The following is a 23,225-nucleotide window of genomic DNA, read 5'->3' as shown; positions in this document are numbered from 1 at the left end:
GATTCAATTATAATTGTTTATAATTGATTAATGTAAGACAAATATAGAAATAAAAACTATAATATATCAAAAATAAGAGAATTATTTTTCCAATATTACAAAAATATAACACGTCTACAAAGTCGTATGAATTCTGGGAAAACTACGTTTGCTGATCCGGTAAAAAAAATCATAAAATTCAGAATTTTGAAAAAATAATGACAAAATTTCATGAGATTTTCGCAAAAAAAATAACGTTACCGCGAAGCAACGTTATGAGAATAAGAAGATTATAGAACCCTCTTTATTATTCGACTGGATCAATCATCCTATATTTTTAGTCAAGTTTTAATTAAAAAACACCATCGTATTCCTTTTTAATGGTTTTTGACAATAATCAGTAAAATTGCTTTACAATTTCAATAATTTCAGTTTCGGCATCAATAAAGAAGTACATACTTCCCTCATCATGGAAAAAATCCCCTTTCTTTATTTCAATCTGTCCTAAAAAGAACAAAGGCTGATTGTTTTTAATGGGCCAGTCCGGATTCTGTATCCATTGGGGTGGTTTGGTCTGGTATTTAAAAAGTTCAGTGTAGCGTTGTTTTATGTATTGTTTCTGTTCGGATGTTGAAAGTGTTTTGTCTTTTGGCAGAATATGCTGTTCGATAAATCCGGCATCAGCGTCTATATATTTGGGGCTGTTCCTTAAAATGAATTCATACTCATCAGACTTTTGTGGGAAAGCTGTTATCTCTACTCCGATTTTGCTTAAAAACAGTTGTACCGTTCCGTGAGCATTGAGCTTTCCTTCAGCATTTTTATAATCCTGCTCAATCAGAAAAAAGTAAGCAGTGGTGTTTTGTAAATAAGTTCCCTGCCAATCTATTGCCGGATCTGAAAGCTGTTTTTCCAAATCCTTATTGGTATAAAGCTGCTGTTCAAAATCTTTATCGGAAATTTTACCTTCTGCAAAGTTTTTTAAAATCTGTATTTCATCTGCCATCTGCCAGTATTTTTTCTCGTTACATCACACGGAAAACCAAATTTATGACAAAAAAATATATCGGCATGATAAAAGAATCTGCCGGATCCGCAAAATTGGCGAGAAATATTTTACGCTCGCAGATTTTGCTGATCAGGCAGAGGTTTATATTGTATTTAAATCATTATCAATTGTTTGGATCAATCTCTGTTCCCGCTTTTGGCTTGTCGTACCGTCTGATTGTCTTTTTGATTAAACCTATAAACCAACGTCAAACGATAGCGGGCGGCATTAGGAATATTGGTCTGACTAATTTCGTAATCTGCTCCTACGGTTCTGCTGTTTGACTTTCGCAATCCAAAAAGGTTACTGACATCGAACATAAGGGTTGCTTTATCTTTTAAAAAAGTTTTGCTCAGTCCAAAATCAATGCTGTGAAGAGCATCTGCATGGGTTTGGGCAGTAGCATTGGCTCCTCTGAAATTATAAAGCGTCTGAAAAGCAAGTTTGTTTTTCAGTTTCAGCTGGGCACTTACACGGGCAGTTAAGGTATTCCCGGAATAGTCGAAGCTCTGATCTTTATAACTTCCCTGTTCGGCATAATGAAAGAGGTTAAGCTCTGTATTAACCTGCAGCCATTTGACAGGATTATAAAGCACTGACAACTCAAAGCCGTGACGGGTTTCTCTATTGATATTAACCGGCATTGTGATAAACAAACCCTCTGCATTCCGGAACGTATAATCCTCCATCACTCCGGTATTTCGCTGATAATAGAAAGATGGGTTAAACGTAAGCGTCTTCCAGTTTTTAAGGAAAGCCAGTTCAAATACATTGGCGTATGATGGATTAAGATCCGGATTTCCAACATAACGGCTGGTCAGATCAGTCAGTTCATTAAAAGGGTAAATCATACCCAGTCTTGGCCTGTTGATCCGCTTGCTGTAGCTTCCCTGTAAAGTTGTCCGTTCATTGAAACGGTAGCTTACGTTGAATGTCGGAAACAGTCGGTTATAATCTTTTTCATTGCTATAACTGCCCGCACGGTCTTCGATCCCGATATGGGTAAGTTCGCCACGCAAACCGGCCTGGTAACTTAAAGCTCCGGTTTTTCCGGAAAACTGTACGTAAGCGCTTCCAATCAATTCTTTATACAACAAATGATTATCAATCTGTTCAATAATTTCCCAGCCTGTAGAATTCTGTTGCTCTGCGATAAAGTCGCTGTTCACTCTTCGGTCTTCTAATTTCAAACCGAATTCCAGGGTGGAAGTACTGTCGAGTGGCTGTATCATATCCGTTTTAATCATAAAATCTTTACTCGCCCCCATTGAACTTGTCCTGATCATCGGTAAGTCAACGGCAGCTGGAAATACTTTGCTGGTTGATAAGTTCCAGTCTTTGTCGCTGTCCCAGAAATCATACTGCATGTCTACCGTCAGTTTTTTGCCTGCCTTCGCAAAGTTTTTGGTATAATTCAATTCGAGCTGGTTATAGCTTCGTTTTTCCCATGATTCGCCCTTTCTGGTGAGGCTGCTGTCTATAGCGCCGTTTTTATTTGAATATAAATAATTCAGTCGGGTCTTATCATGATCATGAGTTGAGTTTCGCATGAAAGCTGCGGTAATGGTATTGTGATCATTCATCTTAAAGTCTGCCCCAAAATAGAGTAATTTGGCATCATCGTGTCTATCCTCGTCCTGTCTCCGGTTCAGATCAACCCTCTCTCCTGAAAGTCCGGTGGACTGTTTCATCGTATACAAACCTACGTAATCCGACAACCGAATACCATAAGTAGCAAACAGATTGAGTCTGTCCGATTTATAATTCAGGCTGGGACTGATCCGGGTTTCATTGGGAATACCGCCAACCAGACGCAGCTGACCACTGAATCCTCCTTTTTTGTTCTTTTTGAGTATGATATTGATAATCCCTGCAGAACCAGCCGCATCAAACCTGGAAGAAGGATTCGTGATTACTTCCACCCGCTCCACCTGATCTGCGGGTACTTGTTCCAAAGCATTACCCTGAGTCAGTCCGGTACGGCGACCATCAATTAATACCAATACATTACTATTTCCGCGCAGACTGATTTCTCCACCGGGACTTACACTAACCGAGGGAACAACGTTGAGAAGATCCGTTACGGCTCCTGACTGCGAGAGGACATCCTTACCTACTTCAAAAACCTTTTTGTCCAGTTTTAAACTTATTGATGAACGCTGACCTGTTACAGAGACTTCCTGCAAAAGTTTTGTATCAGATTCTAAAATGACTGTTCCCACATTCATCACCTCATCAGACTTGATTTCTACAGGTCTGATGATGGTTTGAAAACCCGTAAGACTGTAACTGATGGTATACTTTCCGGCCGGAATGCTTTCCAGTCTGAATATTCCTTTGCTATCCGAAATACCGGCGGCAATAGCCTTGTCTCCAATTTCCTTTAATGTTACCGTTACATAAGAAATGGGTATGGCCTGTTTTTCCTGAATAATTCCGGTGATCTGTGCTTTCTGTGCCCATGAATACTGAACACAAAAAAGGGTAAAAAATATGATGGTTGCTTGTTTCATGATGTAAATTTAAATCGCGGAAACAACCATTCACAGAAGAAACATCTGAACAACTCTAATGGCTTTCAAACGACATCCGGTTTTTCAAATTAGCTTGTATATTTACATAATGCATAATTTAATGTTTTTATTAACGCTGCTCAGCCTGTTGGCCACGCCTGTTATCCGCAATGAAGACCCGATACCGGTCTATAAAACCGGAGACAATATGGCGTGGGCTTCTAAAAACTATAATGATAAAGACTGGTCGGAAACTAGAGGCAACACATCAGACAAGATATTCTGGTCACGCACACAGCTCGATTTCCGTCCGGTAGAGAACGAATTGATACCTCTCGGACTTCAGATTGATTCTTTCGGGGCTTTTGAAGTATACTGGGATGGTATACTCATTGGCAAAAACGGCCAGCTTCCTAAAAACGGAAATCCGGAAATCCCGGGAAGCGAGTGCAGCTATTACAGGATTCCGGATCATCTGATTTCGCCGGGTCTTCACACCATTGCTATGCGCAGTTCTCAGTCGCTGCATGCGGATGTACAGCGAAGCATTGGATTCAGCATCAATAATTACACAACATTAATCACAAGGCCACTGATTACAATGGCTTATATGAACCTGATGGCCGGAGCTTTTCTGATCGCGGCAGTCTATTATTTTTTCCTTTACCTGCACAGCAAACGGAGACAGAAAGACATCCTTATTTTTGCCACCATTTGCCTTCTCTTTTTTACTTTACTGATCATGGAATATCTGAAATTTCATGTGGTGATTCCTTATTCTGAATTTTTCATACGTCTTGAGATCATCGGATGGCTGACATTTGCCAATGCATTGCTCGTTCCGTGGTATTTTATGATTCAGTTTAACTTCAGACATGGAAAATGGCTGATGCTCGCTCTATTGCTTACACTACTGGGACTTTATTGGTTCAATTACGGTCACTATGACCTGACTGCCCGACTTTATAGTCTGGCTATGCTGATCGCTGCCTTCATTGTAGTTCTGAATGGTATTCTTCAAAAGGAAAAAGGAGGTTTTATTGCTTTAGCTGCTCTATTGGCAAGTGCATTAGTTAATAAGCTTGTGGTTTATGATTTCGGTTTGTTCATTAGTTTTACCATTATTGTGCTGTCGATGCTTTATCTTCATTCTATCCGTACCAGTGTTATTGAGGCGGAACACCAGAATGCGGTTTTGCTTTCGTCAAGGCTGCAACTGGAACTGCTTAAAAAGAATATTCAGCCTCACTTTTTAAGGAATACTCTGACTTCAATGATGGATTGGGTGGAAGAATCTCCCAAGGATGGCGCCCGTTTTATACAGGCACTGGCCACAGAATTTGACATTATGAATGAGATCTCTGAACAGACTCTGATCCCTGTCACCAAAGAACTGGAGCTTTGCCGTCAACATATATCGGTGATGGGTTTCCGGAAAGAAATGAATTATATCTGGGAGGAAAAGGGAATCGATGAAACACAACTGATCCCGCCGGCGGTTATTCATACTTTGCTGGAGAATGGTATTACGCACAGTGAGCCATTGTCCGGAAATATGATTCAATTTATACTCCATTATTCTGTATCAAAAGAGGCGCATCAGTATACTTTTGAAACTGTCGCGAAGAACAGACAAATCATGACAGACCGCACAGGCGGAAACGGTTTTAAGTATATCAAAGCAAGACTGACTGAAAGTTATGGCCAAAACTGGACATTCAACTCAGGCTCCACGGAAAATGGCTGGAGGTCTATCATTCAAATTTTAAAGTAATGAATATAGTAATTATAGAGGACGAGGCCAGAATTGCCCGACGTTTGCAGCGTATGACCTCCGAATTTTTTGCGGACAAGCCCAATGAAATTATTATCTGTGATTCCCTGCAAAAGGGACTTGACCAGGTTTCAGCACAAATTCCTGACCTACTTCTACTCGATCTTAATCTCAACGGCGACAATGGTTTCGAGTTGTTGGAACAGATGGTGGCTGCTTCTTTTCATACGATCATTGTTTCCGCCAATATCGATAAAGCGATCACCGCTTTTGCGTATGGAGTGCTGGATTTTGTTCCCAAACCATTTGATCAGGAAAGGCTTTTTAAGGCTTTGACAAGATTCGTCAGCCCTACCTTAAAACCGGATGAAGGCATTAAATACCTCGCGGTAAAAAGAGCAGGACAGGTTCGCCTCATCAATATTTCTGAGGTGATCTACATCAAAGGAGCCGGAATTTACACTGAACTGCATCTCAGCAACGGGCAGAATGAGCTCCACGATAAGTCACTTGAACATTTACAGCAACTTCTTCCTGACAGGTTTGAACGTATTCATAAATCTTATCTTGTGAATTTTCAACAGATCGAAAAGATCATCATCAATCCCGGGACGCGATATGGAGCCTTGCTTAAAACAGGTGAAGTGCTTCCGGTAGGTCGTTCCAAGTATAAAGATTTGAAAAATAAAATGGTTTAATGTCAGAATTTAAATGCGCCAAGACCATTCTTTAAAACAGACTTAGGTCGTACTGCTTCACCAGGTCTAAAATCATATGATAACCGGCTGCAGAATTTCCATGCTGATCCAATGCAGGACTGAAAACTCCAATCCCCATTTTTCCGGGAACGCTTACGGTAATGCCACCTCCAACGCCGGATTTGCTAGGAAGACCTACCGTTCTTGCATATTCTCCACTGAATTCGTACATACCGGCAATAAGCATCTGGGACTGAATTAGTCTCGACATTTCTGCATTTTTATACTTAGCATCTCCGTCAAAACGAACACATTCATTGGCAAAGAAATAGCCTATTTTAGCTAAATCTTCGGCAGTCACTTCTACAGAACACTGTTTGAAATAATTATCCAGCTGATCTTCGTTTCCTGAAATCAGTCCGTTGTTTTTCATCAGGTAAAACATGCCGCGGTTTCGGTGTCCGGTGGATTTTTCGGATTCATAAACAGATGAATTATAATCCAAAGTTTGATTTTTGGTGATATACCTTAGCAACTCTAAAATTTTGAGAAATGATTTTTCACCATCGCCGGAAATTAAGGAAGTGGTAAGAATCGCTCCGGCATTCATCATCGGATTCAATGGCTTGCCTGTGGTTTCAAGGTTGGAAAAATGATTAAACGGTTGATCGGTTCCGAAATAGCCCATTTTATCAAAGACATTGGCTTCGCCTTTTTCACTGACAGCAATCATCAGGGCGATAATTTTGGAAATACTCTGTATGGTGAATTTCTTCTGTACATCCCCTACATTAAACACTTTCCCGTTTTTTTTCACCACTGAAAAAGCAATTGCTTTGGCATCCATCTTTCCCAGCTCAGGAATATAATCCGCTACTTTACCCTGTGTATAATAGGTTCTGTTTTTCTCCAGAATACTGCTTAATGTTTTCTCTGAAATCGTTGAAATATCTGCTGTTTTCTGAGCATACACCACTGTATTAAAGGAAAGGAAAGCTGCAATACAGATCCCTTTTGCAGAAACTAAGACACTATTGTTGTTCATAAAGGCATTTTCGGCTAACATCTTATCATCAACCCCGAAAAACAAAGATAAAGTATTTCATCCTTTACTGACAAATCTCCTGAAAATATACAGGGTTTAAAGATGATTCAACCGGATTAGGTATTTCTACTCAAACCCGTAATTGGTCATTTCTACTCTAAAAAAAACGCACCCTTCTTTGTTACTTTGAACTACCAATCAAGCGGTATCAATAAAGGTTAATTCCTAAACTGATACGCTGAAATATATCATAAGTAAAAACTAACCAACCAAAATACAACCAACATGGAAACACCAAACGTAAGCGGAATCGCCAACTCATCCGGCCAGCTTCAATTGGGGAACGGAGCTCAATTCTGGGTTTATCTGTCACCTCAGAACAACACGTCTAAAATGATTTCAACATGGCGCGTTACATTTTCACAGGGTAACTGGAGTGAATCTATTTCAAGTGAGGCTCCGACTAAACAAATTCAGACGCCCAATCTTTCGGGAATCTTTGATATTAAAGTAGAATTATTAAGTGGTTCTACCGGTACATGGCGCCAGATCCCTCCTCAGCAGGGAAGCCATAATGAAATTGGCTGTAATTCCAACTGTGCCTCTATGGTAGGTATCGTTGCAGACAGCACCAACCCTCCTCCAGGTGCTATTAATGCACATTTCTGGACCACCTGGGATGCTATGTGCAAATCCCACTAGAATAGAAAGAAAGTCTTAATCATAACCAGCCCATATCCTTCAATTGCCGGCCGTCTTTTTCTGCGAGTATACAGTACATGATATAAAATTCGTGTGTTTAAAACCTGCAAAAAAACAGAGCCGGTAATTGTTTTTCTGACTACATATTCAATTTCAGAACAGGACTTTAGGTTGAAGATCTTAAGAATGAAAATGCATTGCTGCTTTTACTCTTTCTTATCGGTCTCAACCGCTGAAAAAACTAATACTACAAAAACCTATGAAAACAGAAAACTACGACGTCATCGTTATTGGTGGCGGAGCCATAGGCCTGGCTACGGCCTACCATCTTGGCCAACGAAAGGCTAAAACCTTAGTCCTGGAACAGTTCACTTTTGTGAATCAGCTTGGAAGTTCCGCGGGGGTGTCCCGACAATTCCGTATCCCTTATCCCGATGAATACATGGTGAAAATGGCTCTCGAGGCACAACCTTACTGGGATGAGCTGGAAAAGCAGACCAACACTTCACTGCTGGATAAAGTGGGTACGCTCTGGTTCGGAGATCCTGACGTACATTCCACGGAAGGAAATATTGCTCTGGCTGAGCAAGCCTTGAAGGAACTGGGTGTTCCCTACACTACCCTAACGGCAAAAGAGATCGAAGAAAAGTACCATTTTAAAAACTTACCGGACAATTACACCGGACTGTTTCAGCCGGATGGTGCGAGCATCAATTTTAAATTAACAATTGAAACGCTTTTAGGTCTTTGCAAACAGGAAGAAACCGTTCAGTTAGAAGAAAATTCGCCTGTACTTGACATCAAACAGGTAGGTGACCTCTTTGAACTTACAACTCCTAATGGAATTTACATTGCTAAAAAACTGGCGATTATTCCAGGACCTTATATCAACAGTGTGATCAATTTACTGGATTTTAAAATAGAAGCTACGTACTGGAATATGTCTTCGGCTTATTTTAGGAAAACAGATCCGGATATACAGTATCCAACCTGGTTTGTGTTCCAGAATGCAGTAGAGGAAAATGGCAATCAGTTCTATGGTTTTCCTTCTGTAGACTGGGATCATCCGGAATACATCCGTGTCGCGCCGGATTTTGTCATTACGCCTTTGGAAGAACCCAATGACCGAACATTAATCCCAAATCCTCAGGAACTGGCCTATACTTCCGACTGGGTTCAGCAGCATATGACAGGATTGGCTACAGAACCTGAATACACTTCAACCTGCCTTATCGCTTTGAGCAAAATACCGAATAAGGAACTTTTGATTGATTTCGCACCAAAATATGTCCCGAATTATAAAAACATTGTGGTCTATGCCACCGGATGGGCAGCAAAATTCACTCCGTTCCTCGGGAAAATCATGTCTGATCTCGCCCTGGACGGCCATACGGATTTTGATATTTCTCACTTCCAATTAGGACGAAAATACTTTAAAGCCATTTAAAAACTATCAACCATGAATAAAAATACGCCATTAAACACAGGAAAACATCCTGATTTAAAAATAGAAGTAGCGATTATCGGTGCCGGAACTTCCGGTTTGTATACCGCTTACCGTTTAGTAACCGATAAGAAATTTAAAGCCAGCGAAGTACAGATCTTCGATATGAATAGTAAGCTGGGCGGAAGACTTGAATCTGTGGTGATGCCGGGAATGAATTTCTGGGGAGAACTGGGTGGTATGCGTTACCTGACTTCTCAGGAAATCGTAACGACCTTAATTGAAGGTTACCCGCTTACTGAAGAAAACCCTGCAAAACGAATTCCTGTTCTGAAAGATAAAATGACCCCTGTTCCCTTCCCAATGGGTGATCCTACCAAACTATTAATGTATCTGCGAAAAGAACGTTTCAAACAAGATGCGTGGGATGTGGCTCAGAAAGAAGATAAAAAGCTTGCCACCCGTTATTATCTGAATGATGATGATTACGGTTTCAGCTCGGATCAATTATTCAATAAGATTATTTATGATGTGTTGATGGCAGATCCCTGGGTGGCTGAAAAATACCACGACAAGATTATCAAAGGAGATAGCATCTATGATTATAGTTTTAAACTAACAAGTGAAGACTGGGATGCTATCAAACCTAAGCTGGTTTACAATTTCCCTAATTCTCCTTATGACCGACGTAAGGTAAATGATCTGGGATTCTGGAACCTGATCAAGGATCAGATCTCACAGGAAGGCTACGAATTTGTGGCCAATGCCGGCGGATATTATTCAAACACGATCAACTGGAATTCTGCGGAAGCTTTTCCTTATATGGTGGGAGATTTCTCTGCCGGAACCATTTATAAAACCATTGAAGAAGGGTATGACAGCATCGCTTATGCCGTAGCCAATTCTTATATGGAACATGATGGTGCCTGCATCTGGTCTGGAAATAAGCTGCTTACTTTCACCAAAGAGCATCCTTTGGCCCATACCCATAAATATCAGTTGACTTTTCTGAACCTGAAAACCAATACAAAATGGAATGTGTACGCCAATAAACTGGTTCTTGCCATGCCAAGAAAATCTCTTGAGCTTCTGGATCAGAACAATTTCTTTTTCGACATTAATGAAAACTCCGTCCTTAATACTAATATCCGTTCGGTGATTATGGAGCCTGCTTTTAAAATATTAATGGGCTTTGAATATCCTTGGTGGAAAGAAAAACAGTTAGACATCGATTCCGGACATTCTATTACCGACTTGCCAATGAGGCAGTGTTATTATTTCGGTACTGATCCTGAAAACAATAACTCAATGCTGTTGGGAAGTTATGGTGACATGGAAACCGAGACCTTCTGGAAAGCGTTATCCGATGACAAGTTGCTTTTCAAGGTAAGAGCTACCAAGTCTGCATCTCTTAAAGAACTGCATCAGCTGGATGATGTTCAGGCAACTCAGATGATGGTAGATGAACTGATGAATCAGCTTCGCGAATTGCACGGTCCTGATGTAACAATACCGGATCCTTACGTAACCTACTTTAAAGACTGGACCGATGAACCTTTTGGGGCCGGATACCATGCATGGAAAGCCGGATACTCCGTTGAACACGTAATGCCATACATGAGAAAACCGGTAGCTGATGAGTCTATTCACATTATCGGGGAAGCTTATTCCGATCAACAGGGATGGGTGGAAGGTGCTTTCTGCGAGGCTGAAAAAATGCTGCAGGAACATTTTGGAATGCATCGCCCGATCTGGCTGAGCCCGACCTATTATTTGGGATGGTAGAGACTAAGTTGCCGGAAGCTGGAAGAGGGAGGCTGGAAGTTAATATTAGGATTGTAATTGCTTTTTCTGATCTTTAATGACTTTTCTATTTCGTCTTAAGCTTTGCTAACTCATTAGCAAATTCATTATTCCGAATTTAAATTTAAATAAATAGAACCGTCTCATTTTTAGGTGTGAGGCGGTTTTTTTCGTTATGTTTTTGTTGTGAAGAAACTAGTAAATGAGATAGAAAAACCTTATATTTGTATGGAGTAATTAATTCTTTCTAAAAGGCAGATGAAACCAATTCATAAAAATACACATGCTTTACGTCAACAGATTTTAAAATCTGCTGTGGCCTCTTTTAAGATAGAGGGAATTAAAATCTCAGCTGATACAGCCATTAAAGCATTAAAAAAAATTGAGGCTAAGATGGCAAAATCTTCTCAATAAGATCCATCATTGGCTCATAATTTTTTGCAGCAGAACTTTGAACTGCAATTATATATTGTTCAAATTCTTTTCCCTTTATTTTTTCAAATTCCAAAGGATTAAATCCAGCTTTTCTAACCATAAGATTAGCTAGAATACGGGCTGTTCTTCCATTACCTTCTCTAAACGGATGTATAAAAAGTAATTCACCATGTACCATAGCAACATCTCTTATCAGAGCTTCTCTATCCTTATAATCGGATGATAATTTTAGAAGAATATCATCTTCAAACTGCCTCATTGATTCTTTAAGAAATTTCGCTGAAGAAAAAAGAAAACCTCCTTTTGAAATATTTACATTGCGATATTTTCCAGCAAAATTATATAAATGAGCTAATGCAAGCTTATGAATTTTCAGTATATAGTTATTATTAAATCTAGTCCGACTCTGGAGACTTTCTGTTAATATAATTTCTGCCTGCAAAAAGCCTTCAAATTCGGCAATCCCTATTTCCTCCAGACTTTTTAATCCTAGTTTGTTAGATAATATTTCGGATTCATCCCTTGAAACTTCATACTTCATAAATATAAATTTACTTAAGTTTACTTTATGATAAAAAATAAAATTGGGTAATCATATTAGAATGATTGGATTTAATACTCAAGATTCCTGATAAACAGTCACCGGACCGACCAATCCCATGGACTGCAGCGGCTGGTCTTTCTTTTTCTGATTGGTCCAATACTGTGCAACCACATTATCCTTAAGGGTTTTCATATAATTAACCATCACCGTGACTACTTTAATCTCTATTTCATTAACTCCATCTTTGACTAAACCATTCACAGGATAAATTCTCCTTCCGAACCACTGTGTTCCCGCTTCTTTTCCATTGATGCGTACTTCACAAATTCCGTATACATTTCCCAGATTGATGTAGCTTTCCGCATGTTTATCCTTGATCTGAAACGTATTCCTGTAAATAATTGTTCCTGCAAAATGAGTATAGGCCGGCGAATCTTTAAGATCCGTCAGCTTGTCGAGTTCTTCTTTCTTGACCGTCCCATCATAATGTATCAACTCTACTTTCCAGTGATTCTCAATTTCTTTCACATTCTTTCCGGTCAGAGGACTTTCTTTCCAGGTAGTGCCTTTTTTATGACCATCAAAGACAATCAGCTTTGAATCGGCTGGGCCTAAATCGATATTGAGTCGTCCATCCGGAAGATCCAGCTTGAAACGCTTACCTGTTACCGCATCCCACAGCCAGGCCTGTTTGTTTCTGATCACGCTTTTTTCAAAGATAATATCCAACGGCGCACTGTGTTTACTACTGGAATTATTAAACAGGAAGATCTCAGCATCACGGGTTTGGTAGCGTACCTGTGTGATGAATGTTTTCGGTGTCTTTATCTTCACATAAGGGGTAATACTATACTTTTCCTGAACGGATTTATACCAATTGAGAAAATCGGATTTAGGTTTATTCAGGAAAATAAAACGTTCCAGAAATGTCTTCATTTTGCTGATCCAGCTTTGTACTTCTCGGTCTCTTTCTTCGTAGTGATTCCAGCCTGTGGACCGATCCGGAATAGCTTCAATGCAAAATATCCTTCCACCGTCACTCACAAATTCGTACAGTTTTTGAGCTGTGGCTGTATCCAGACTATGCACCTCTATCAAAAATAAAGTGTGGTACTTTCTTTTACCATACGTAAGAAACCCTTTCTTCACCTCTGAATCATTGATCACCTGTTCCGATACATAATCACAGGCATTGCCGTTCTGATGGATGGATTCCCAAATCAGAGCCTGGTAAGCGGGTGATACCACCGTTGGAAAAGGCTCGTTCTGCGCTCCATACTGCGTCCATTGGTCTGCGAAAGGGGCTAAAAGAGCAATATCCGCGAACATTGTTGCATGTTGCAATAAAGCGGAAAGTCTTGCCCGATAATCTGTATAGTGCTTAAAGTAAGGCCACATCGTATTTTTCTCATTGAAATATCCGCCATAGGTGATCCAGCCGGGAAAAGCTGCTTCCGGAGGGGAATAATTAAACCCATGAAAAATGGGATGGGTAACTCCGGATATCGTGCTCTGGTCTCCTGCTATTTTCAGAATTTCCAGAGCTTCGTTGAATACCATATCTGTGTTGGTCAGTTCTTCGGAGCTGATAAGTTTTTTATCCTTTAAATGGGCGGCTGAAGAAACCAGTTTGTTGATCATGGTATTTCCCCTACCCAAATGCCATGGATATTGGGTGAATTTCTCTTCACTGATATCTTCTCCAATTCCGTATTTCAGCCAGGTTTCACATTCGGGAATATCGATTTCAAAGCTTCCTTCCAGCGGAAAATAGCCTCGTCCGTAAGCTTGTGCCCTTGATTTGATCTTATTGTCTTTACACCACTGTGCGAAGGTCTGTACAAACCGTTCTCTGAATAGTTCAGCTTTCGTCAGTTCAAAATCGTACCGCATACGATCTGTCATCTTTTTAAACTCCGGACCCATTTTTACAGGATAAAGGATATTTACCCCTGTCGTATTTCCCATACTTCCGATTTTAAAGAGAACAAAAGGCAGATATGGGTACAGGTCATACCCTCTCCTCTTTTTGAACTCGCTCATCATATCATGGTTCCAGTTCGTTCCTTCCGTTTCCAGACTGTCGATGAAGAAAGACCTGATATTCGGCGCCAGTGGTCCGATCTTTTGCTGAATGGTATCACTCATTCTGTTGAGGTATTTCTTCACGGCTGCTGTATCGTAGTGGTTCAGGACAGGTCCCATTCCGCCCGGAGCCCCTTGGATGACGCTCATAAAACGGTCTATTTTCACCAATCCGTAAACGGCGTAATCTCCTTTGGGTATAGAAACTTTAATCATTCCGTTTTTAATCTGGTCCGAAAGATTGATGACCTCATCCAAATTGTTCAAGGGATCGGGAACAAGCTTTACTTCCAGCATTTCCATGGTTCTTCCACTGTATGGATTCGTAATGGCAGGATCAGCTTCTTTGTAAAGATCAAAAAGAGAGAATTCCGTTGTAAGGGGACCTTTGAATTTTTTCACCGCCAAAACCACGATCTGGGAACATTCTTCTTTTTCCAGAAAATCTCCTCCCATGGGAAAGCCGGTCCCGACAAGCAAATCGCAGGTCATTCCTAATGATTTCGCCTCTTCAAGAGTGAACCTCAACAATTCGATCCATTCATCACTTAACCATTCTACACTCGGTTTTCCCGTATCTTCAGTACGCAGGGGAAAAGATATCGGATTGATTTCCACACCGCCTATTCCGGCATCTTTTAAAACCCCGAGTTCCCGCGCCAGTTCTGCCTTTTCTATTTTGTTTCCGTTCCACCACCAGCGAACAAATGGCCGGTAATGGTTTTCGGGATCGCTGAAGATTTCAAAAAGTGACTTATAGTTCGGTACATGATCCTCTCCCATCATGGCATGGGCGTACGAAGGCAATACATTCACCAAAACCAGGCCGGATGCCGCAATGGAACACTGTTTCAAAAAGTCTCTTCTTTTCATGAATGGTCTATCAATTTAAATTACAACGCCTGTGAATACTATCTTTCACCAAAAGGCTCTGGTTCCGAGATTCAGGAAACAGAATGATCGGGCAGACCAAATTTAATGGATTTGTTGAGAATATGGCAATTCTAATAAAAAAATCACCTGAAAGAGATCAGGTGATTGGATTTTAATCATTTGAAAGTATATGGGATCACCTGCAAAACTTACGGAGCAAATATTTTTTTTCCACGCAAAGCTTCATCTTGTTAACGTTTAGTTTTGAGGAAGGCAAAGAATGTGACTGCGTCACTGATGAAGCTATCGGCATAAAACATCCGCTTAATCGAATCAATTTCATTGATTCCGCCTTTGCTTCCCTTTATCAATAGGATCATCAATTTCTTTGCGTGAAAAAAAGCTCATCTCTTTCCCAGATTCTAAAATTGATCCAGTATATGGATGTAAAAGGTAAAAGTAATGAGTTGCTAAAATTCACGAAAAAAAGTCTCACATCTGAAATCTGATGTCTGAAATCTAAAACAAATGTCTTATCCCAAACTCAGGTTATTTGGACAATCCTTCAATTTTACTGATCATCTCTTTGCCGTTCTTATTTTCGGGATTCAATTCAAGAGATTTCTGATACATCTTAATGGCCTCTTCTTTTTTACCACACTGGAGCAATGCTTCACCATAGCTGTCGTAAACATTCCAGCTTTTTGGAAAAAGTAATGCGGCTGAACTGAATGTCTGCAAAGAATTTTCATTTTTCTCATTTCTAAGAAATTGATAGCCTAATCTGTTAAAATCTCTTTCAGTTGCTTCATAGCGATCTGGATTTTTCAGATGTTCTTTAATCAGCGAATTTGCTTTTTCCTTGTTTCCGTTTTCCAATAAACTCCCATAGATTCTGGAAAGATTCTGTGCAGGAATTGTATAAGGTCGATGATCAATTAATTGTAAAACAGCATTGAATGTAGAAAAAACAGGGCTGTTTCCCATATTGGATAAAAGGATCACCGACTGATTTTTATTGATATTATGCGCCAGAATGCTGGTAAGTCCATGGATAGATCCGTCATGAAAAACTATTTTTCCTTTACTTTCATCGGTATACATAAACCAGCCTAAGCCATAGCTCACTTCTTTTCCATCAATGGGATAAGTCGCTTTATTTCCGTCATTAAGAGTCGTAGCGGTTAATGCTTCCTCTAATTCCTTCTTTCCCAGAATCTGATGGCTAAATAATGCATTCTGATATTTTTCCAGATCTAAAGCGGTACTTACAATGCCTCCGTTTCCGTAAAAATTACTTTTTCCAGCGATGGGAAAAGGTTCTTTTACGGTATTTACGTTCACAAGATCTGTCGAATATAAATTAGGATATGTATATAATTCTACCTGATTTATTTTTTTAATCTTCCGATCAATCGGAACAAATGAATTTTTCATTTTTGCAGGACTGAAAATATTTTTTTCCATATACATGGCATAACTCATTCCTGATACTTTTTCAATGATCATGGCCGCGATACAAAAATTGACGTTATTATATTCCCATTTGCTTCCAGGCACGAATGCAAGCGGTGTTTTGAAGCGGATTAATGTTGGGATAATATCCTGGTTGGAAATTATTTTTTCCGGCTGTTCCTGGATAATGATATCAAACAGATTGTAGTAGTCTGCCAGCCCTGAAGTATTACTAAGCAAGTTTTTAATGCTGATCGTAGGATAAGGAAAATCCGGAAGATATTTCTGAACGGAATCGTCTATTTTAAGCTTCCCTTTTTCCTTAAGCTGGAGTATGGCTGTTGATGTAAATGTTTTTGTGACGGAAGCAATCGGAAACTGAGACTGGTCGCTGAATTTTTCCTTATTTTCGATATTGGAGTACCCATAGTGGTCAGAGAAAATTGGCTTTCCGGGTTCGGAAACTACTGCACTTCCATTGAACATATTATTTTTATAGAGTGTGGAGAAAAAAGTGTTTAATTGCTGTCCCGGAATACTAATGGTAAGGAAAACAGTCAGTAAGGTGGCAAGTGCTTTGGTCATTGTTTTTATTCAGTTTTTATCATTAAGGTCATCCGGGAAATCAATAGTTTTTATTGATCCTCAGCCCTGATTATAAAACAATCCGGAAGAGACTTTCATTACATTAAGGTGAGTTCGGATTTTGGAGAGTGATGAGTTTTAAATAATAAGTTATTAGTTTCAGGGTGAATTTTGATTGCTAGTTGGTGAGTTGCTAGTTGCTGGTTGCTAGTTATAGTAATTAAGCTAACGAATGATCGTCTGATGTCTGATATTTTGTATTTAAAATCTTGATTCTTGGCTCTTGATTCTTGAATCTTGAATCTAGCATCCACCATTCACTTGCGAAGCAAAATTCACCATTCACCATCTTAATAGCAGTTGAAAGTCTGATGTCTGATATCTGGTGTCTAAAATCTTGATTGCAGCCTATTTCCAGTAGCTCCACTTTAGTCCATCAAATACCGCTAATGTTTTGCTGACCGTATCATAACAGATCATTCCTGGGAATGGATCTTTAACACTGATATGAGGAGCGGCTACTTTAGGTAATATTAAGGCTTTATCTGGAGATTCCAACACCAATACTCCGGGAGCAGTCGTAGTGGTAGATCCTATAATCACATTAGTTTGGGCGGGTGTTTCTGCACTTGTATTGAAAGTGACATTATCGATAGATCCCGGGTCACTGAGTGAAATCCACTCAGAATCTGTTTTCATCTTTACAACTTTATCATTTTTATCCATCAGAATAGTTCCTTCTACCGCGTTGGTGGGAAGTGTTTCTACAATCGGAAGCAGAATCCCATTGGTGGTATTGGGTTTAAAATCAAGAATTCCGTCTCCATCCACCGTTTCTTTACCAATTGCAACCTGCGCATAAGCCATTTGCAGATAAAACAATCCAATTATCAATGCTATTTTTTCCATGATGAAGTTATTTCAGAAGTTTCATTATTAATCATTACAGGATCTTGTGATACAGTTCCATACCGTTCCATTATAGAGTTTAAAGCACTTATCTGTCGTGTCAAATATTAACATCCCTTCTACAGGAGCAATAATACTGGCAGAAGTTGTTCTGGTAATGACAAAGCCTTTATTCTTAGATTCCAACGCCATAAATCCATTAGGAATATTCGTGGGCCAGTTGCTTTGTTTGCTACTTTGGGCTGTAATTCCGAATTTGGTCATCTCGTTTGGAGTTCCAACAGCCGGATCTTTCGTACAATGGGTTTGAATATTAATTCCAAATGTGAAATATTTATTCGCCGGAAACGAATAATTAAAAACCGCCTTACCTCCTGTAAAACCGGTTGCCGGAATGACCTGTACATTTTGCGAAAGCCCACTGTCATCCGCTACTACCATAAATACTTGATCGGTAGCGGCAATCCCTGTATAGGCTGAAAGATCGGCCTGCAACCAGGTAGAAGCCGTATTATTCGTTCTCTGCGCCAACCATATTCTCTGAATCACTTGTCCTGTTGCGGTCCCGTTATTGACCAAGGCAAGGTCCTGAACATTATTATCACCAATGATGAGAAAAGTTTTATCCTGTAGAAAATTTGGCCGGCCGACACTGCTATTGGCTGATATGAAATCATTATCCGTAGATACCGTAAGCATAATATTGTTTTCAGTATTGATGCTATTCGTGACCAGCTGGTTCAGTGCTGAGGCATCGTCCTTAGCCAGTCCGAAGATGTTGTTGTTGAAAGAAGTATTCAGTCCGGAATTCCACGTAATGATGGTTTCATCGGAAGCCAGATAATTCTGTGGCTGCACCAGTGTAATCCCGTATTTGACTGCTAAATAAGAATTAACTCTCTGTCTTTCCGTCTCAGTCTGTGTTTCGGAATACAGAATAAATTCTCCAATCCTGTCGCCGGCTAGAGAAGTACTGCCGGAACCTCCGTCATTATCCATCAAAAGAACCATTCCCGGATAATTAAAATTAGAGGATACATTATTTGATGGCTGACCGTATTCCTTACCGTTATTTCCAAAAAGATAGTTCATATTAGCACCGGAAAGTCTGTTATAATAAGACTGTATGCTGGGAATGTCAGTCCCGATGGTATTGATAATATCTGTTCCAAAAAATACATCACCGAATTCTTTTTCATTATAAAATTCGGGCCGGTTGCCCTGTGATCCGAAAAACGGCGACTGCCATATTCCCGCTACCGAAGATACATTAGAACTTCTGGCGGTTCCATTCATTACAAATACCGTTCTGTAACTGCCTGAAACGGTTCTCGTCAGATGAGTATAGGAAGTCATGGCATTGGTGGTATTATCGGGAAAGCCCAGTGGAAATTTGTATCCGGATCTGTATCCGTTTGTACTTACGATTTCAATGGCCGGATTAAAATTAAAATTGGGAATAGAAGGCGCTGTACGATAAGCCGGTATGGCTCCAACGCCCGGATCTGCATAATAGCCTGGCATTCCCTGATTGGCAATTCCATTTACGCCTCCAGATCTTTGATTTTCCCAAACAGGAACTTTAGAATTGTCTGTCGCTGTACCCGTTCCTGCATCTGCTTTTACCCATACCTGCAGATTGCCGGAGACCCCGCCCGGTGCGGGAAGTTGTGCCCCCAATTCATAACTCAACATCAGGAATAAAAGAATAACTGCTTTTTCATTGATGTAAGTTTTCATACCTGTTTGTTTTAATAGATAGCTGATGTATTTGATTGACGGAAAACCTTCCTTAATTGAACATTGATGAGCAATTTACACAGAAAACAGTCCGTTCTATGTCCCGTACGATGTAAGAAATTGACAGCAGCTAAATAGTTATTTTTTTAAATTTAAAGATATTAAATATAAGTTTTTTTCATTTAAATGGGAAATATTTAAGGATAAAATTCTTTCTTGCTCCTCTCTTTAAACCATAAAACAGCCTGTTATATTCAATAGATTCTATCATCATTTCTTGAATACAACAGGCTGAAACAGTCCTTTATTTTTAGGGGAACTATGCGTTTTTATTTATTCTTTATGGGAACTTTAACGCTCAGATGATCTCTTGTTAGAGTGACAGCATTCAGTTTTCCATTGATGAAATCAAATTTTAAGGGGTTCGGATAATCAATAATTTTAAACGATCCGTTTTTCAGATAAACCAATTCATTGTCGTTTTTTCCTTTAAAATGATCCAATATGAGAGATTCTACATACAAACGGTTATTCTTTTCCACGATCTTAGTTTCCATTCCCTGTCCATAAAGGAAATCATCATAGGTTCCGATTAGTTTTTCTTTTAAATCTGAAGGTATTTCCTGAGTTTCTTCGTCAGATCCTTTGCTGTTCCAGTCCATCAGGGTCAGGATCTTTTTCTGAGTCTGCCCCATTACAGGAAAACGGTTCGGTTTTTCACCATTGGCTAAATAGACAACACCATTCCCATCTTTCATTGAGGCTAAAACATTTCCACCCACTCCGGTATTAGAACCGTTGCATGAAAACCAATCATAGCCGTTGTAGCCAAAAGACTTTTGCCAACCGTAGCTCCATCCGCCAACAGCATCTTTTAAAGCGGTCACTGCCGTTACTTTTTTGGCTACAGCATGGGAGATCACTTTGTTGTTTTTATTACGAAGTGCATTCTGTATCTCAATGGAAAGTTTTGCTAAATCAGTTGGTGTAGACCACATTCCTGATGGTCCGACTTGTGGTGTGATGGGTAATCCCGTTTTAATCACTTTTCCATCTTTATCGTGTACAGAAGCAACATTCGTTAAAAATCCTTTTTCATTAGGCTGGATCATGGTCGTATTTTTCATGCCTAGCGGTGAGAAAATATATTCTTTGGCCAATTCTGCAATCGGTCTGTTGAATGTGTCTTCCAATGCCATCTGGACAATAACATATCCGCCGCCGCTGTATGCAAAACTGGTTCCGGGAGTGAAGAGGAATTCAATTTCTTTATCATATCTTGGGATCTGCCCCAAAAGGCTCTGTTTTATGGTTGGAATGGTTTCTCCTTCATAATGATCTTCAAATCCGCTCTGGCTTGTACCGGCCGTATGATTAAGAAACTGTCTCCAGGTCGGACTGTGGTTTTCAGTAAATTTACTTTTGGGTAAATGCCAACGTTTTAAGTACTTGTCGATCGGATCATTTAAATTAATTAATCCTTTTTCTTCAAGAATATGACAGAGAAGTGACGTGATGGGTTTGGAAATAGAAGCTGTAGAGAAAGCCGTATTCTCATCTATCTTTTCATTGGAATTTGCAGATTTTATGCCCCATTGGTTGGAATACACGATCTTATAGTTTTCAAAAACCACAAGGCTGAATCCCGGAAGTTTATACTTTCCTAATTGCTGGTCTATTTTTAAGCTGTCAGTAAGAAAGCTGTAATCTTCTTTTTTCGACAAAACTTTATGGCTGGTCTGGCAGCTCGAAAGGATGAACAGAAAAATCAGTGAATAAAGAGTAGTTTTCATTGTATCGTTTTTTAATGTTAAACATTTATTTCGATACAAATTTGGGAAAGAAACCGATCCTGTGCGACCGAGTAAAAATAGTCGGTCGCATTTAACCAAAAGAATGCGTACGATTAATGTATTCGGACGTACGACTTTTTATAAATCACTACTTAACAACTGTTTACGATACAAAGTAGGTGTAAGATCAGTATATTTTTTAAAGGCGGTATTGAAAGAAGATTTTGAATTAAAACCTACTTCATAAAGGATTTCAAGAACTGTTACCTTCTTTTTTGCAGGATCTTTTAAAATCACTTTTGCCTCTTCTATTCGATACGTATTGATAAAGTCAAAAAAATGCTGCCCCAGTTGATGATTGATTAAAAGTGACAGGTCCCGGACAGGAATCTGAGTGCTGTCTGAAACATTCTGAATGGTTAAAGAAGGATCAAGAAAAGGCTTTTCGTCAACCATGTACTTTTTTAATTTGATCAGTTCTTCATTCAGTTCACCTTCACTGACATTCTGTGATTCGTTATTTTTTTCTTCTGAAATGATATCGGAGACCAGCTTTAATTTTGAATTGATATTTCTGAATAAACCGGGATGATTCAATGCCTTAAATAAATACCAGCAGATGATAAACAGCTGGAATACAAGAATTCCAACTTTGATCCATTCAGAGATATACGGATAATCCGAAAATTTAAAAATGTTCTTTATAATGACAATCAGGTATAAAGCCGTCAATACGGATGTAAACTGAAAAAGCCAGTTATAGGAATTGATACTGGTCCCTGCATAATTCTCTCGATACAGCTTTCTTGCTTTCCTCAACAGGACAAAAACAGCCACAAAATACACTACGAACTGAATATGGAAAAGAATATGGGTAACCTGCAGCTCAATCCTGCTTTGGCGGTTGATAATAAAATCCATTTTGGAAGCGGTATCTACCATATAAAAACGGGGCAGTAAGATCATATTCACCACTAAAAACGGCAGCAGATGCAATACATGTTTAGCTTTAAGCCTGAAATCTGAATAACAGACAGACATTACATAGAGATAAAAAGCCGGAATCTGCAGGAAAGCCAGCGTATTTCTCAACATCCCCAAGTTGGAAGGGCCATCCGTTACTAAACTCACTAAAGGCTCACTGATATCCATTATGTTCACGATCAGAAAAGCCGCAAAAAGAGAGTTGCTTAACCTGTATTCTGTTCTGACCGTTAACAGAAAAAATGCAAGAAATAATGAAATGAACAGCGAGATGCCTGTCACGATAATTAATACATTGATCTTATCCATTTTTTGTTTCTGTTTGTTTATAAATTGTTTTTAAAGAAAATTAGTTTTTCAGTTGATGATGAAGTTCCTGCAACTGTCACAGCAACTAAATATTCAAAAGTGAACGGTACAAATATAGATATTAGGCAGGATTTGTTTGCGTATTTCTCATTAAAAAACCTCGCTTCATACGAATACTACTAATGAGTGTAGTAAATGATCTGTCCACAAAAATCTTTTTTATTGGTCAGTATAAAAATTGAAGGGTCAGGCGAAAAAAGTCTTTAAAAGTTTTAGAAAAATTCATTTTTAAACGCAAAGTTTTAAAGCAATATGTTTTAGTTTCAACGTAAGTAAAGAATAGTTTAATATCGCAAGGTTAAACAAAGTTTTTTTGAAATGAAACAATTCTAATAAAGATAAACAAAGGCATTTCATTTAAAAAAGTAAAACAAAAAAACACTGGAAAAATCTCAAAAAATCCTGTATTTCGGAAATAAGTGAAACGCCTTTGTTTATCTTACTGTA

Annotated in this window: 16 protein-coding genes; 6 read left to right on the top strand and 10 right to left on the bottom strand. The window is 39.2% G+C overall.

What is annotated here, in order from left to right; all coding sequences use genetic code 11:
- Nucleotides 1-376: 376 nt before the first annotated feature.
- Together N0B48_RS08440 and N0B48_RS08435 are read right to left on the bottom strand one after the other, a co-directional pair.
- Nucleotides 377-985, bottom strand: a complete 609-nt coding sequence (locus N0B48_RS08440) for a hypothetical protein (RefSeq protein ID WP_259838234.1) — start codon at nt 983-985, stop codon at nt 377-379.
- A gap of 179 nt (nt 986-1,164) precedes the next feature.
- Entirely contained in the window at nt 1,165-3,540 is a 2,376-nt protein-coding gene (locus N0B48_RS08435; RefSeq protein ID WP_259838232.1) for a TonB-dependent receptor, read from the bottom strand.
- A gap of 121 nt (nt 3,541-3,661) precedes the next feature.
- On the opposite strand from N0B48_RS08435, the gene N0B48_RS08430 reads away from it, so the two are divergent.
- Both N0B48_RS08430 and N0B48_RS08425 read left to right on the top strand, forming a co-directional pair.
- Nucleotides 3,662-5,314, top strand: a complete 1,653-nt coding sequence (locus tag N0B48_RS08430; RefSeq protein ID WP_259838230.1) for a histidine kinase — start codon at nt 3,662-3,664, stop codon at nt 5,312-5,314.
- Nucleotides 5,314-6,012 carry a LytR/AlgR family response regulator transcription factor gene (locus N0B48_RS08425; RefSeq protein WP_259838228.1) on the top strand — a complete coding sequence of 233 codons (699 nt, stop codon included), beginning with the start codon at nt 5,314-5,316 and terminating at the stop codon, nt 6,010-6,012. Before N0B48_RS08430 ends, N0B48_RS08425 begins: the two co-directional genes overlap by 1 nt.
- Nucleotides 6,013-6,043: 31 nt before the next feature.
- On the opposite strand, the gene glsA is transcribed toward N0B48_RS08425, so the two are convergent.
- Entirely contained in the window at nt 6,044-7,057 is a 1,014-nt protein-coding gene (gene glsA / locus N0B48_RS08420) for a glutaminase A (protein WP_259838226.1), read from the bottom strand.
- A 285-nt stretch (nt 7,058-7,342) separates the two neighbouring features.
- Here glsA and N0B48_RS08415 point away from each other — a divergent pair, with 285 nt between their 5' ends.
- The 4 genes from N0B48_RS08415 to N0B48_RS08400 all read left to right on the top strand — a co-directional run bounded on the left by N0B48_RS08415 (nt 7,343) and on the right by N0B48_RS08400 (nt 11,420).
- Nucleotides 7,343-7,759: a hypothetical protein gene (locus N0B48_RS08415; RefSeq protein WP_259838224.1), complete on the top strand. Its 417-nt coding sequence runs from the start codon at nt 7,343-7,345 to the stop codon at nt 7,757-7,759.
- A 259-nt stretch (nt 7,760-8,018) separates the two neighbouring features.
- Entirely contained in the window at nt 8,019-9,206 is a 1,188-nt protein-coding gene (locus N0B48_RS08410; RefSeq protein WP_259838222.1) for an FAD-dependent oxidoreductase, read from the top strand.
- Nucleotides 9,207-9,218: 12 nt separating this feature from the next.
- On the top strand, nt 9,219-10,988 hold the full coding sequence (locus N0B48_RS08405; RefSeq protein WP_259838220.1) for a flavin monoamine oxidase family protein: 1,770 nt from the start codon (nt 9,219-9,221) through the stop codon (nt 10,986-10,988).
- A gap of 276 nt (nt 10,989-11,264) precedes the next feature.
- Complete coding sequence (locus N0B48_RS08400) at nt 11,265-11,420, top strand: hypothetical protein (RefSeq protein WP_259838218.1); 156 nt, start codon at nt 11,265-11,267, stop codon at nt 11,418-11,420.
- Here N0B48_RS08400 and N0B48_RS08395 read toward each other — a convergent pair.
- The 7 genes from N0B48_RS08395 to N0B48_RS08365 form a co-directional block, all read right to left on the bottom strand.
- Nucleotides 11,395-11,982 carry a Fic/DOC family protein gene (locus N0B48_RS08395; protein ID WP_259838216.1) on the bottom strand — a complete coding sequence of 196 codons (588 nt, stop codon included), beginning with the start codon at nt 11,980-11,982 and terminating at the stop codon, nt 11,395-11,397. The two genes, N0B48_RS08400 and N0B48_RS08395, sit on opposite strands and share 26 nt — an antisense overlap.
- Before the next feature lie 78 nt (nt 11,983-12,060).
- On the bottom strand, nt 12,061-14,943 hold the full coding sequence (locus N0B48_RS08390) for a glycosyl hydrolase (protein ID WP_259838214.1): 2,883 nt from the start codon (nt 14,941-14,943) through the stop codon (nt 12,061-12,063).
- Between the two features lie 549 nt (nt 14,944-15,492).
- Nucleotides 15,493-16,983: a serine hydrolase gene (locus N0B48_RS08385; RefSeq protein WP_259838212.1), complete on the bottom strand. Its 1,491-nt coding sequence runs from the start codon at nt 16,981-16,983 to the stop codon at nt 15,493-15,495.
- Nucleotides 16,984-17,391: 408 nt separating this feature from the next.
- Entirely contained in the window at nt 17,392-17,892 is a 501-nt protein-coding gene (locus N0B48_RS08380; RefSeq protein WP_259838210.1) for a hypothetical protein, read from the bottom strand.
- A gap of 27 nt (nt 17,893-17,919) precedes the next feature.
- A complete protein-coding gene (locus N0B48_RS08375) occupies nt 17,920-19,632 on the bottom strand; it encodes a DUF8202 domain-containing protein (RefSeq protein WP_259838208.1) in 1,713 nt (570 codons plus the stop codon).
- A 329-nt stretch (nt 19,633-19,961) separates the two neighbouring features.
- Nucleotides 19,962-21,425 carry a serine hydrolase domain-containing protein gene (locus tag N0B48_RS08370; protein WP_259838206.1) on the bottom strand — a complete coding sequence of 488 codons (1,464 nt, stop codon included), beginning with the start codon at nt 21,423-21,425 and terminating at the stop codon, nt 19,962-19,964.
- Between the two features lie 138 nt (nt 21,426-21,563).
- On the bottom strand, nt 21,564-22,718 hold the full coding sequence (locus tag N0B48_RS08365; RefSeq protein ID WP_259838203.1) for a helix-turn-helix domain-containing protein: 1,155 nt from the start codon (nt 22,716-22,718) through the stop codon (nt 21,564-21,566).
- Nucleotides 22,719-23,225: the final 507 nt, after the last annotated feature.

This window comes from Chryseobacterium herbae, assembly GCF_025154075.1.
Taxonomy (GTDB): Bacteria; Bacteroidota; Bacteroidia; order Flavobacteriales; family Weeksellaceae; genus Chryseobacterium; species Chryseobacterium herbae.
This window is presented reverse-complemented; position numbering and strand designations above follow the sequence as displayed.